This is a genomic window from Pseudomonas sp. NBRC 111139, assembly GCF_001753955.1.
Classification (GTDB): domain Bacteria; phylum Pseudomonadota; class Gammaproteobacteria; order Pseudomonadales; family Pseudomonadaceae; genus Aquipseudomonas; species Aquipseudomonas alloputida.
Genome location: NZ_BCBP01000031.1, coordinates 32,255 through 45,312 on the forward strand (window position 1 = coordinate 32,255; position 13,058 = coordinate 45,312).

Genomic DNA, 13,058 nt, shown 5'->3' on the forward strand with positions numbered 1-13,058 from the left:
GCAATATGGTGGGCGTAGCTCAGTTGGTAGAGCGCTGGATTGTGATTCCAGTTGTCGTGGGTTCGATTCCCATCGTCCACCCCATATTCCTGAAAGGCGCCTTGATCGTGAGATCGGGCGCCTTTTTGTTTTGGGTCTGCGTAGCGGTGATGAGCCGCGCCTCAGCCAAAACACCTCCTGCCCCTTGTAATCCTCTGGTGGCACCCCAATAAAAGCTGTTAGATTTCAGCCGGTTGAAACACCGGCCTGTTCGGCCGGCAAAGGACATCACGATGATTGCAAAAGAAGCCCGTCAGGCCCTGGCGCTGCAGCGCTTTGCCGAAGCCAATCCGCAGTTGCTCGAGGAGATCCGCGAGCTGGATGCGCGTGAGCAGGCCCAGCAGATCGAGTGGGCGTTCGAGGATGCCGCCGAGGAGCAGGGTATTGAGCCCTGGGAGCTGGCGCTGCAATTGATTGCTGAATCCCCGGAGCAGTTGCAGGCCATGCGCCTGGAAACGCACCGTGAAGTGGCCGAGGCGCTGGGGCTGGAATGGGAGGAGTACTGCCAGTTCAACGACATTGATCCTCAATAAAGGAGGCGAATGCGTTGCGGGTAGTTGTTTGACAAAGTATTTCGGCTGCAGGCCGCCCTCCGGCGCCGTGCAGCCCTTTTGGAAGCAGGCCTGGCGCTGTGCCGTGCGGGCCTTGAAAGTTAATCGACCGGCGTTGTTTTCAGTCGTCCCGTGTGGGGTGACTTCTGCTGCGTGACTCACTAGAATGTTTGCCCTTGATTCTGGAGTCGGGCTAACGCCGGCTAACGTCTGTGCAACGAGGAATATCCATGCAAGTTTCTGTTGAAAACACTTCCGCTCTCGAGCGCCGCATGACCATCGCCGTTCCGGCCGAGCGCGTCGAGAACGAAGTCAACAAGCGTCTGCAGCAGACTGCCAAGCGCGCCAAGATTGCGGGCTTCCGTCCTGGTAAAGTACCGATGACCGTGATCCGTCAGCGTTTCGAGGCGGACGCCCGTCAAGAGGCTTTCGGTGACCTGGTCCAGGCTTCCTTCTACGAAGCCATCGTCGAGCAGAAGCTGAACCCGGCTGGCGCCCCGGCTGTAGAGCCCAAGTCCTTCGAAAAGGGCAAGGATCTGGAGTTCGTCGCCATCTTCGAAGTCTTCCCTGAGTTCACTGTTGCGGGCCTCGAGTCGATCAAGGTCGAGCGCCTGAGCGCCGAAGTGGCTGACAGCGACCTGGACAACATGCTGGAAGTGCTGCGCAAGCAGAACACCCGCTTCGAGGCCGTCGAGCGCGCTGCGCAGAACGACGACCAGGTCAACATCGACTTCGTCGGCAAGGTCGACGGTGAAGCGTTTGCCGGTGGTTCGGCCAAGGGCACCCTGCTGGTGCTGGGCTCCGGCCGCATGATCCCAGGCTTCGAAGAGGGCCTGGTAGGCGCCAAGGCTGGCGAGGAGCGCGTTGTCAACGTGACCTTCCCAGAGGACTATCAGAACCTGGACCTGGCTGGCAAAGCCGCCGAGTTCACCATCACCGTCAACAGCGTTTCGGCACCTGTACTGCCAGAACTGAACGAAGCGTTCTTCGCCCAGTTCGGCATCAAGGAATCGACGCTGGAAGGCTTCCGCGCCGAAGTTCGCAAGAACATGGAGCGTGAGCTGCGTCAGGCGATCAAGACCAAGGTCAAGAACCAGGTCATGGACGGTCTGCTGGCCGCCAACCCGATCGAAGTGCCAAAGGCCCTGCTGGAAAACGAAGTCAACCGTCTGCGCGTGCAGGCAGTTCAGCAGTTTGGTGGCAACATCAAGCCTGAGCAGCTGCCAGTCGAACTGTTCGAAGAGCAAGCCAAGCGCCGCGTCGTGCTGGGCCTGATCGTGGCCGAAGTGGTCAAGCAGTTCGAGCTGAAGCCGGACGACGCCAAGGTTCGCGAGATGATCGAAGAAATGGCTTCGGCTTACCAAGAGCCTGAGCAGGTCATCGCTTGGTACTACAAGAACGACCAGCAACTGAACGAAGTGCGTTCGGTTGTGCTGGAAGAACAAGTTGTAGATACTGTTCTGCAGAAAGCGACTGTGACCGACAAGTCGGTCTCGTACGAAGAAGCCGTTAAACCAGCCGAGGCGCCTGCCGCTGCTGAGTAACGGTCTTCTCTCGTAGGAAACCTCCACAAGCCAGCCTTCGAGCTGGCTTGTGCGTATTCAAGCCATGACTATTTGGGAGTGAGCGCAGGACATGTCCCGCAATTCTTATATTCAGCAGAGCTCTGACATCCAGGCCGCAGGCGGCCTGGTCCCGATGGTTATCGAGCAGTCCGCCCGTGGCGAACGCGCTTACGACATCTACTCGCGTCTGTTGAAGGAGCGAGTGATCTTCCTGGTTGGCCCGGTAGAGGACTACATGGCCAACCTCGTCGTTGCGCAACTGCTGTTCCTTGAGGCGGAAAACCCGGACAAGGATATCCATCTGTACATCAACTCGCCGGGCGGTTCCGTCACCGCCGGCATGTCGATCTACGACACCATGCAGTTCATCAAGCCGGACGTTTCGACCATCTGCATCGGCCAGGCCTGCAGCATGGGCGCCTTCCTGCTGGCGGCAGGTGCCAAGGGCAAGCGTCATTGCCTGCCTAACTCGCGCGTGATGATCCACCAGCCGCTGGGCGGCTTCCAGGGTCAGGCCACCGATATCGAGATCCACGCCCAGGAAATCCTCAATATCAAGGCCCGTCTGAACGAGCTGCTGGCCTATCACACCGGCCAGGAACTCGAGACCATCAAGCGTGACACCGAGCGTGACAACTTCATGAGCGCCTCGCGCGCAGCCGAGTACGGCCTGATCGACTCGGTCTACGACAAGCGGCAACTGGCCTCCTGAACCGGGGGGTCAGAGCAGGTGGGCGTCGAAAGCGCCTACCTGCGGACTTGAAAAAGCCCGCAATTGCCTTCATCTTGTGTTGCAAGCCTACCGGATTGGATCGATCGAATGACTGACACCCGTAACGGCGAGGACAGCGGCAAATTGCTTTATTGCTCCTTCTGCGGCAAAAGCCAGCACGAAGTGCGCAAACTGATTGCCGGGCCCTCGGTATTTATCTGCGACGAGTGCGTCGACCTGTGCAACGACATCATCCGTGAGGAGGTGCAGGAAGCCCAGGCCGAGAGCAGCGCGCACAAATTGCCTTCGCCGAAAGAAATCAGCGGCATCCTGGACCAGTACGTGATTGGTCAGGAGCGCGCGAAGAAGGTGCTGGCCGTAGCGGTGTACAACCACTACAAGCGCCTGAACCAGCGTGACAAGAAGGGTGACGAAGTCGAACTGGGCAAGAGCAACATCCTGCTCATCGGGCCGACCGGCTCGGGTAAGACCCTGCTCGCCGAAACCCTGGCACGCCTGTTGAACGTACCGTTCACCATTGCTGACGCCACCACCCTGACCGAAGCCGGTTATGTGGGTGAGGACGTCGAAAACATCATCCAGAAGCTGTTGCAGAAGTGCGACTACGACGTGGAAAAGGCCCAGATGGGCATTGTCTACATCGACGAAATCGACAAGATCTCGCGCAAGTCGGACAACCCGTCCATTACCCGTGATGTCTCGGGCGAGGGCGTGCAGCAGGCACTGCTGAAGCTGATCGAAGGCACCGTGGCCTCGGTCCCGCCGCAAGGCGGCCGCAAGCACCCGCAACAGGAATTCCTGCAGGTTGATACCCGCAACATCCTGTTCATCTGCGGTGGTGCGTTCTCGGGCCTGGAAAAGGTCATCCAGAACCGCTCCACCAAAGGCGGCATCGGTTTTGGTGCCGAAGTGCGCAGCAAGGAAGAGGGCAAGAAGGTTGGTGAGTCCCTGCGTGAGGTCGAGCCGGACGATCTGGTCAAGTTTGGCCTGATTCCGGAATTCGTCGGCCGCCTGCCGGTACTGGCTACCCTCGACGAGCTGGATGAGGCTGCGTTGATGCAGATCCTCACCGAGCCGAAGAATGCCCTGACCAAGCAGTATGCCAAGCTGTTCGAGATGGAAAGCGTCGACCTCGAGTTTCGCAGCGATGCGCTCAAGGCCGTTGCACGCAAGGCCCTGGAGCGCAAGACTGGCGCTCGTGGCCTGCGTTCGATCCTCGAAGGCGTGCTGCTCGATACCATGTATGAGATTCCTTCGAAAAAGGATGTCAGCAAGGTGGTTATCGACGAGAGCGTCATTGAAGGTACCTCGCAGCCGCTGATGATTTACGAAAACAGCGAACCGCAAGCCAAAGCCGCACCAGACGCCTGATTCAGGCAATGGCCGGTTCTCGGTTGCAAGCAAGAAGGGGGCCTACGGGCCCCTTTCTGCTTTTCCTGTGCAAGCGCTTGTAATTTCTCAAGCGTGCCCCCACATTAGGTCCAAGCATCATTTCCACCGGTTTCCGGCCATAAGGCCGCTGTAGAGGCGAAATCATGAAGACCACCCTCGACTTGCCTCTTTTGCCATTGCGCGATGTCGTTGTTTACCCGCACATGGTTATCCCGCTGTTCGTGGGGCGCGAAAAGTCCATCGAAGCCCTCGAGGCGGCGATGACGGGCGAAAAGCAGATCCTTCTGCTGGCCCAGAAGAATCCAGCCGACGACGATCCGGGTGAGGACGCCCTGTACCGCGTCGGTACCGTTGCCACCGTGCTGCAACTGCTGAAGCTGCCTGATGGCACCGTCAAGGTGCTGGTCGAAGGCGAACAGCGGGGTGCGGTCGAGCGCTTCTCCGAAGTTGAAGGGCACATCCGTGCCGAAGTCTCCCTGATCGACGAAACCGACACTGCCGAGCGCGAGTCGGAAGTGTTCGTGCGCACGCTGCTGTCGCAGTTCGAACAATACGTTCAGCTGGGCAAGAAGGTGCCTGCCGAAGTGCTGTCTTCGCTGAACAGCATCGACGAGCCAGGGCGCCTGGTCGACACCATGGCCGCGCACATGGCCCTGAAGATCGAGCAGAAGCAGGAAATTCTTGAAATCGTCGACTTGACTACCCGTGTCGAGCACGTGCTGGCACTGCTGGATGCCGAAATCGACCTCCTGCAGGTCGAAAAGCGCATTCGCGGCCGGGTCAAGAAGCAGATGGAGCGCAGCCAGCGCGAGTACTACCTGAATGAGCAGATGAAGGCCATTCAGAAAGAACTTGGCGATGGTGACGAAGGCCACAATGAAGTCGAAGAGCTGAAAAAGCGCATCGAAGCCGCAGGTCTGCCTAAAGATGCCTTGACCAAGGCTCAGGCGGAGCTGAACAAGCTCAAGCAAATGTCTCCGATGTCGGCCGAAGCTACCGTGGTGCGCTCGTACCTCGACTGGTTGGTGCAGGTGCCGTGGAAGGCTCAGAGCAAGGTGCGTCTGGACCTGACCAAGGCCGAGGAAATCCTCGATGCCGACCACTATGGCCTGGAAGAGGTCAAGGAACGCATCCTCGAATACCTTGCCGTGCAGAAGCGCGTCAAGAAGATCCGCGGTCCGGTGCTGTGCCTGGTCGGGCCACCCGGTGTCGGCAAGACCTCGCTGGCCGAGTCGATCGCTGCCGCCACCAACCGCAAGTTCGTGCGCATGGCCCTGGGTGGCGTGCGTGACGAGGCCGAGATCCGTGGCCACCGCCGTACCTACATCGGCTCCATGCCGGGTCGCCTGATCCAGAAGATGACCAAGGTGGGCGTGCGCAACCCGTTGTTCCTGCTCGACGAGATCGACAAGATGGGCAGCGACATGCGCGGTGACCCCGCTTCGGCACTGCTGGAAGTGCTCGACCCTGAACAGAACCACAACTTCAACGACCACTACCTGGAGGTCGACTACGACCTCTCGGACGTGATGTTCCTGTGCACCTCGAACTCGATGAACATCCCGCCGGCGCTGCTGGACCGGATGGAAGTCATCCGTCTGCCTGGCTACACCGAGGACGAAAAGATCAACATCGCGGTCAAGTACCTGGTGCCCAAGCAGGTCAAGGCCAACGGCTTGAAGAAGGAAGAGCTGGAAGTCGACATCTCGGCGATTCGCGACATCATCCGCTACTACACCCGTGAAGCCGGTGTGCGGGGCCTGGAGCGGCAAATTGCCAAGGTCTGCCGCAAGGTGGTCAAGGAACATACCGGGCAGAAGCAGGTCAAGGTCAAGGTGGCCAGCGAGCAGCTGGAGCACCTGCTGGGCGTGCGCAAGTTCCGCTATGGCCTGGCCGAGCAGCAGGATCAGATCGGCCAGGTAACCGGCCTGGCCTGGACCCAGGTGGGTGGCGAGTTGCTGACCATCGAGGCCGTGGTCATCCCCGGCAAGGGCCAGTTGATCAAGACCGGCTCGCTGGGCGATGTCATGGTCGAGTCGATTACCGCCGCGCAGACCGTGGTACGCAGCCGCGCCCGCAGCCTGGGGATTGCCGCCGACTTCCACGAGAAGCATGACGTGCACATTCACATGCCTGAGGGCGCCACGCCGAAAGACGGCCCAAGTGCCGGTATCGGAATGTGCACCGCACTGGTGTCGGCGCTGACGCAGATTCCGGTACGTGCCGACGTGGCCATGACCGGCGAAATCACCTTGCGTGGCCAGGTATTGGCCATTGGCGGGTTGAAGGAAAAACTGCTGGCGGCACACCGTGGCGGGATCAAGACGGTGATCATTCCCGAGGAGAATGTTCGCGATCTCAAGGAGATTCCTGAAAATATCAAACAGGATCTTCAGATCAAACCGGTCAAATGGATTGACGAAGTCCTGCAAATTGCGCTGCAATACGCCCCGGAGCCCTTGCCAGATGTGGCTCCGGAGATTGTCGCGAAAGACGAGAAGCGCGACGGCGATGCTAAGGAAAGAATCAGCACGCATTAGTAGTTTTTGGCTGGGGGGCTTTCCTTGACAGTATTTTCGGCGCCTTGCTATAAAGCGGCACGTTATTGTCGCCATGCCTCCCAGCACACGTTTCATAAGCTTTTCATTACATACTTAGAAACAAACTCAATAGAGAAATAAGGGGACTTAGAGTGAACAAGTCGGAACTGATTGACGCTATCGCCGCATCTGCAGACATCCCGAAAGCTGTAGCCGGCCGTGCGCTGGACGCAGTCATCGAATCCGTCACCGGCGCCCTGAAGCAAGGTGACGATGTGGTACTGGTTGGCTTTGGTACCTTCTCGGTCAAGGAGCGCGCCGAGCGTACCGGCCGCAACCCGCAAACCGGCAAGGCAATCAAGATCGAAGCCGCCAAGGTTCCAGGTTTCAAGGCAGGCAAAGGCCTGAAAGACGCCGTCAACTAAGTCGTCTTTCAGCCGGACCCGGCCTGGCCTGGTCCGAGCACGGTGATGGCGGGGCGCAAACGTTCCCGCCTGACACGTTTGCTAAGAAAAGGCGCATCCTCGGATGCGCCTTTCTTTTATCAGGATTCTACCCACGCTCCGCGGTTGTCGACGCAGTGGTACAGCCGTTTCTGGGGGACGCATGCTGCAAAATATCAGGGACAATTCACAAGGTTGGATTGCCAAGACCATCATCGGCCTTATCGTCGTGTTGATGGCATTGACCGGTTTCGAAGCCATTTTCCAGGCCGCCACTCATAGCCAGGACGCCGCCAAGGTGAACGGCCAGACCATCAGCCAGAACGAGCTGAGCCAGGCGGCCGACATGCAGCGCCGTCAACTGATGCAACAGTTGGGCAAGGATTTCGACCCGGCGCTGTTGGATGACAAGTTGCTGCGAGAGGAGGCACTCAAGGGGCTGATCAGCCGCAAGCTGCTGCTGCAAGGTGCTGAGGATGCCAAGTTCGCATTCTCCGAGGCCGCGCTGGATCAGGTGATCTTGCAGACCCCTGAGTTCCAGGTGGACGGCAAGTTCAGCGCTGACCGTTTCGACCAGGTGATCCGCCAGATGGGCTACGGTCGCATGCAGTTCCGCGAGATGCTCGGCGAGGAAATGCTCATCGGCCAACTGCGCACCGGCCTGGCCGGCAGCAGCTTCGTCACCGATCAACAGGTCGATGCTTTTGCTCGCCTGGAGAAGCAGACCCGCGACTTCGCCTCCCTGACGTTCAAGGCCGACCCGGCCGCAGTCAAGGTCAGCGACGAAGAGGTCAAGGCGCACTACGACCAGCACGCCAAGGAGTTCATGTCGCCTGACCAGGTCGTGATCGACTACATCGAGCTGAAGAAGTCGGCGTTCTTCGATCAGGTCAAAGTGACCGACGAAGAGCTCAAGGCCCAGTACGAGAAGGAAATCGCCAACCTGGCCGAGCAGCGTCATGCCGCGCACATCCTCATCGAGGTCAACGACAAGGTCACCGACGCCCAGGCCAAGGCCCGCGCCGAAGAGATCGAGCAGCGTCTGGCCAAGGGTGAGGACTTTGCCGCTTTGGCCAAAGAGTTCTCTCAGGACCCAGGCTCCGCCACCAGCGGTGGTGACCTCGGCTTTGCCGGCCCGGGCGTATACGACCCGGCCTTCGAAGAGGCGCTGTACCAGCTGCAGAATGGCCAGGTATCTGCTCCGGTGCGCACCGAGTTTGGCTACCATCTGATCAAGCTGCTGGGCGTCCAGGCGCCAGAAGTACCGAGCTTCGCCAGCCTGAAGGACAAACTGACCCGCGATCTGAAGATGCCGCTGGTCGAGCAGCGTTATGTCGACGCCAGCAAGCAACTGCAGGATGCTGCCTACGAGGCTTCCGACCTGGCCCAGCCGGCCCAGGACCTGAACCTCAAGGTGCACACCTCCGCGGCCTTCGGCCGTGAGGGCGGTGAAGGCATTACCGCCAACCGTGCGGTGGTGCAGGCGGCGTTCTCTGAAGAAGTGCTGGATGAGGGTGCCAATAGCACCGCCATCGAGCTCGACCCTGAGACCACCGTGGTGCTGCGCGTCAAGGAACACCGCAAACCAGAGCAACTGCCGCTGGACGCTGTGGCCAAGAACATCAGGGAGCACCTGGCCAAAGAGAAGGCGACTGCCGAACTCAAGGCCAAGGCGGACAAGCTGATTGCCGGCCTGCGTGACGGTTCCATCGCAGCAGGCAGCGTTCACGAAGGCCAAGGCTGGAAAGCCTATGAGGCAGTCACCCGTGGTGAGGACGGTATTGACCCGGCCGAACTGCAGGCACTGTTCCGTCTGGGCAAGCCGCAAGCCAAGGACAAGCCTGTTTATGGCAGTGTGGTGCTGCGTGACGGAAGCCTGGTGGTGTTGCAGCTCAAGGGTGTGAACGACGGCGCTACCGCCACCGACGAAGAGAAGCAGCAGATTCGCCGCTACCTCGCGTCCCGTGCTGGCCAGCAGGACTTTGCGGCTTACCGCAAGCAGCTGGAAGCCAATGCAGACATCACCCGTTACTAAGGTGTTCGTTGCATGAAGAAACAGGCCGCCTCGTGCGGCCTGTTTCGTTTTCGCCAGCCGCGAGCACGGTCATTGTCGAGCACCACACCGCCTTCAGGTGCGGCGCCAACCAGGTGCTACCGCTTCACCCCTTCATAACTGTCCAGCGTATCGCGTGCAATCTCTCGCCCCAGGGCGATGAGCTCCGGCGCTTTGTAGAACTCGAAAAACCGGCACACCCGCTTGGGCACGTTGATCAGCACATCCGGTGGATAGCCGGCAATCTTGTACTGTGCCAACGAAGTCTGCATGACCTCGAAGCTCTGGTTGATCAAGTCCAGCAGCGAGGCTGGCCCCACGTTGTCGATGATGAAAGAGCCGGTGGCCGACTTCGGTGCGCCCTCGCGCTCCGGGGCCGCTGCCGGTTGCTGGTTTTCCGGGTCGGCGCTGTCGGCAAGCCACGGGCTTGGCGGTGCCAACCCCTCGGCGACGATTTCCTTTTCGATGCGGATCAGCTCTTCCGCCGGTTTGCGCCGGAATGGCAAGCGTGAACTCAGCGAGCTCAACAAGGCGTCAAAGCGCATCTTGAATGCCGCCGGGCGCTCGATCACCGGCAACTGGTACTGCTTCTGGTTGGTGGCGTTGAGGTTGACCGCGATGATCAGGTCGCAATGGCTGGACACCACCGGCACGATTGGCAGCGGGTTGAGGATGCCACCGTCGACAAGCATGCGGTTGCCTTGCATCACTGGCGTGAACAGGCTGGGAATGGCCGCTGAGGCGCGCATGGCCTGATGCAGGCAACCCTCCTGGAACCAGATTTCCTGCTGGTTGGTAAGGTCGGCGGCCACTGCGGTGTAGGGTATGCGCAGTTGCTCGATGTTTATCTCACCGACGATCTTGCGGATCTGCCCGAACACCTTGTCGCCGCGAATCGCACCGAGGCGAAAGCTGACGTCGACCAGGCGCAGCACATCCAGGTAGTCGAGGCTTTCGATCCAGTTGCGATACTCGTCCAGCTTGCCGGCGGCATAGATACCGCCAATCACCGCGCCCATGGAACACCCTGCGACGCAGGCTATGTCGTAGCCGCGGCGCTCGATTTCTTCGATCACGCCGATGTGTGCATACCCTCGGGCGCCGCCCGATCCCAGTACCAGTGCCACACGTTTACTCATGAACATTCCCCGGCCAGTGCCATCATGGTCCTACAATGCACCCATCGCTGCCTGTGCTTCAATGTAGATCGTGCTGAGCTACTGTAATAAAACTGGCCAGGCAAAGCCGGCTGGGCATGGCACTTTCCAGCTGTCGGAGCGTCGAACAGCCACCGTTTTTCCATAGAGGTATTACTGATGAAAGCCTGGATCTGCCTTCCACTGATTGCCTTGGCCCTAGCTGGCTGCGCGGGCAAGACGGCCTACCGTGACAGCTGCGCGACCCAGCTGGATGCCGCCTGGAAGGAGCTGGACCTGGCCAAGGCCGAAGGCTTTGCCGGTGCTGTAAGTTATTCCAAGGCCTTGTCACTGCTGACCGGGGCCAAGACCCAGCAGCAGTTCGAAGGCTACGAAAGCTGTACCCGCAAAGCCGAAAAGGCGCGGTTCTACATTCGTGAATCTCGCGCCGGGCGCTGAACAGGGAGCATCGTATGTCTGCCATGCTCGACCATGTCGTTGCCCAGATACTGACCTTGCAGGTGCGCTTGCTGGCCTGTCGTGAACGCCTGGCTGCCAATACCGACAGCGAGGCCTTGCACGACTTGCGTATCACCTTGCGGCGCCTGCGCAGTCTGCTGAGGCCGCTGCGCGGGCTGCCGGGTGTGGAGCAACTGGAGGATGCTGCACGTTCGCTGGGTACCCTTACCACGCCGCTGCGTGATCGCGAGGTGCTGGCGGCTGAGCTGATCGGGCGCGGTCATGCGGCAGCCGGGCAGCGGCGTCTGGAGGGGCGTGACAGGACCTTCGCCAGTGTCGCTGCCAGCCCACAGCTGGCCAGGGTATTGGCGATTCTCGACGCCTTTCCATTGTTCCTGCGGGCGGCGGATCGGGAGGGGCTGGTCAAGTCGCTGTGCAAACGCATCGACAAGCGCCTGGTCAAGCAGTGGCGCAAGTTGCACAAAGCGTTGCAGGACCCGGCTCACGATCGCCACCGCCTGCGTTTGCTGATCAAGCGTGCGCGCTATGGCGATGAGGCCTACCCACAACTCGATCACGCAGGGAAGAAACTGCAACGTCTGTTGAAAAAGGCACAGGGCAACCTGGGGGATTGGCACGACCGCCTGCAATGGCTGCTGCAAGCCCGCGATCATGCCGACCTGCTCCCCTGCAAGGCTGGTTGGGAGCAGGAGTTGCATGAGGCGGAGCGCCAGTCAGATGTGACGCTGGATGCCCTGCAAGAGGCGCTGGCGCGGCGTTATCACGGAAAATGACCGATATGCGGGCTGATTGCCCGGCGTTTGCTGGCTAGGATTAGCGGACCTTTTTCTTTGCAGGCAGGAGCCGGCCAATGAATTTCAACCAACTCCTCGACGCCGTACGGGCCAACCCGGATTCCGTCAGCATTCCGCCCAGCTGGGCCCAGGGGCGCGCTGCCTTTGGTGGCCTGATGGCGGCCATGGTGTATGAAACCATGCGCCTTAGGCTCTGCGACAGCCGCCCGGTACGCTCATTGGCCATCAGCTTCGTGGCGCCGGCGGCTGCGGATGTGCCCATCCGCTTCGAGGTGGAGGTTTTGCGCGAAGGCAAGGCGGTTAGCACGCTGTTGGGCCGCGCGGTTCAGGATGGCCAGGTGGTGACTTTGGTGCAGGGCAATTTCGGTGCGGGCCGCCCTTCGGTGGTCGAAGTGCCGGCGTTACCGGCCATCGAAATGCCTGCGCTCGATGAGGCGGCCCCGGAGTTGCCCTATATCAAAGGCGTTACCCCTGAGTTCATGCGGCATGTGGCCCTGCGCTGGGCAGTAGGGGGGCTGCCGTTCAGTGGCAATCAGTCGCGCAAGATGGGCGGCTGGGTGCGCTTGCGGGATGTGGTGGAAGAACAGGTGAACGAGGCGCACCTGTTGGCGTTGGTCGATGCCTGGCCGCCCAGCCTCATGCCGTTTCTCAAGCAGCCCGCTGCGGGCAGTACGTTGACCTGGACCATCGAGTTCATCCAGCCAACGGCGAAGCTGTCGACCCTGGATTGGTGCCGGTACTGTGTGGAGACCGAGCATGCGCGGGATGGCTATGGGCATGCTGCTGCGGCATTGTGGACGGCGCAGGGCGAGTTGTTGGCGTTGAGCCGGCAGACCGTCACCGTTTTCGCCTGATCCTTACCAGGCTGCTCACAAGTAGCGCTCCGGCAGCTGGCTCAGTGCCGGTGCTTGTGCCGCTCCCGCCAGGCCCTCCACCAGGCCCCGCTCACCACAAAGCGCGGAAAGGTGATGAACTGCTCGGTCAGTAAGCGCTGCACGGCATCCTGGCGGTTGGCGAACGGCTCGGGCTGCTGGGCTTCAAGGCGGTGGCCTTGGCGCTGCAGGCCCAGCGCGGCGACCAGGGCAATCACACCCACCGCGATCTGGCCGAGGTCGAAACCGAACAGGCCGGACAGCACCAGTAGTGTCCCTAGAATGAACAACGGCACAGCAATCAGATGCAGCACCAGGTTGGCCGGGTGGCGGTGATTATGGTGATAGCCGCGCCATTGCCAGGCGGGAAGATTGGGCAGGCGTTTGCTCATGGGGATTTCCTCTCGGTCATGCCCAAAGCTTAGTGCGGCCCCCACGCGGGGGCCAATCGAAGCTGGCT

At 60.3% G+C, this 13,058-nt stretch carries 12 protein-coding genes and 1 tRNA gene; 11 read left to right on the forward strand and 2 right to left on the reverse strand.

Annotated features, from left to right (window positions below; genetic code table 11):
* Nucleotides 1–8: 8 nt before the first annotated feature.
* From BJQ17_RS12070 to BJQ17_RS12105, 8 genes are all read left to right on the forward strand, one after another.
* Nucleotides 9–84 (forward strand) — tRNA-His (locus BJQ17_RS12070).
* 188 nt (nucleotides 85–272) lie between these two features.
* On the forward strand, nucleotides 273–572 hold the full coding sequence (locus BJQ17_RS12075; protein ID WP_003250236.1) for a DUF6388 family protein: 300 nt from the start codon (nucleotides 273–275) through the stop codon (nucleotides 570–572).
* 248 nt (nucleotides 573–820) lie between these two features.
* Entirely contained in the window at nucleotides 821–2,134 is a 1,314-nt protein-coding gene (gene tig, locus BJQ17_RS12080) for a trigger factor (protein WP_003250238.1), read from the forward strand.
* Between the two features lie 91 nt (nucleotides 2,135–2,225).
* The gene (clpP, locus tag BJQ17_RS12085) at nucleotides 2,226–2,867 is read left to right on the forward strand and encodes an ATP-dependent Clp endopeptidase proteolytic subunit ClpP (RefSeq protein ID WP_003250240.1); all 642 of its coding nucleotides are present in this window, start codon (nucleotides 2,226–2,228) and stop codon (nucleotides 2,865–2,867) included.
* A gap of 108 nt (nucleotides 2,868–2,975) precedes the next feature.
* Entirely contained in the window at nucleotides 2,976–4,259 is a 1,284-nt protein-coding gene (gene clpX, locus BJQ17_RS12090) for an ATP-dependent Clp protease ATP-binding subunit ClpX (RefSeq protein ID WP_003250242.1), read from the forward strand.
* A 164-nt stretch (nucleotides 4,260–4,423) separates the two neighbouring features.
* Nucleotides 4,424–6,820 carry an endopeptidase La gene (gene lon / locus BJQ17_RS12095; protein WP_004576798.1) on the forward strand — a complete coding sequence of 799 codons (2,397 nt, stop codon included), beginning with the start codon at nucleotides 4,424–4,426 and terminating at the stop codon, nucleotides 6,818–6,820.
* 152 nt (nucleotides 6,821–6,972) lie between these two features.
* The gene (hupB, locus tag BJQ17_RS12100; protein ID WP_003250246.1) at nucleotides 6,973–7,245 is read left to right on the forward strand and encodes a nucleoid-associated protein HU-beta; all 273 of its coding nucleotides are present in this window, start codon (nucleotides 6,973–6,975) and stop codon (nucleotides 7,243–7,245) included.
* 181 nt (nucleotides 7,246–7,426) lie between these two features.
* Nucleotides 7,427–9,298 carry a SurA N-terminal domain-containing protein gene (locus BJQ17_RS12105; protein ID WP_003250248.1) on the forward strand — a complete coding sequence of 624 codons (1,872 nt, stop codon included), beginning with the start codon at nucleotides 7,427–7,429 and terminating at the stop codon, nucleotides 9,296–9,298.
* 116 nt (nucleotides 9,299–9,414) lie between these two features.
* Here the strand turns inward: BJQ17_RS12105 and BJQ17_RS12110 are convergent, their stop codons facing one another.
* Nucleotides 9,415–10,455: a patatin-like phospholipase family protein gene (locus BJQ17_RS12110; protein ID WP_070096133.1), complete on the reverse strand. Its 1,041-nt coding sequence runs from the start codon at nucleotides 10,453–10,455 to the stop codon at nucleotides 9,415–9,417.
* 177 nt (nucleotides 10,456–10,632) lie between these two features.
* Here BJQ17_RS12110 and BJQ17_RS12115 point away from each other — a divergent pair, with 177 nt between their 5' ends.
* The 3 genes from BJQ17_RS12115 to BJQ17_RS12125 all read left to right on the forward strand — a co-directional run bounded on the left by BJQ17_RS12115 (nucleotide 10,633) and on the right by BJQ17_RS12125 (nucleotide 12,580).
* Nucleotides 10,633–10,911, forward strand: a complete 279-nt coding sequence (locus BJQ17_RS12115; protein ID WP_003250254.1) for a lipoprotein — start codon at nucleotides 10,633–10,635, stop codon at nucleotides 10,909–10,911.
* Nucleotides 10,912–10,925: 14 nt separating this feature from the next.
* Nucleotides 10,926–11,705 (forward strand): CHAD domain-containing protein, encoded by a 780-nt coding sequence (locus BJQ17_RS12120; RefSeq protein WP_070096114.1) that lies wholly within the window; start codon nucleotides 10,926–10,928, stop codon nucleotides 11,703–11,705.
* Nucleotides 11,706–11,782: 77 nt separating this feature from the next.
* The gene (locus BJQ17_RS12125) at nucleotides 11,783–12,580 is read left to right on the forward strand and encodes an acyl-CoA thioesterase II (protein WP_070096115.1); all 798 of its coding nucleotides are present in this window, start codon (nucleotides 11,783–11,785) and stop codon (nucleotides 12,578–12,580) included.
* A 41-nt stretch (nucleotides 12,581–12,621) separates the two neighbouring features.
* On the opposite strand, the gene BJQ17_RS12130 is transcribed toward BJQ17_RS12125, so the two are convergent.
* Nucleotides 12,622–12,990 carry an Mpo1-like protein gene (locus BJQ17_RS12130; RefSeq protein WP_004576795.1) on the reverse strand — a complete coding sequence of 123 codons (369 nt, stop codon included), beginning with the start codon at nucleotides 12,988–12,990 and terminating at the stop codon, nucleotides 12,622–12,624.
* Nucleotides 12,991–13,058: the final 68 nt, after the last annotated feature.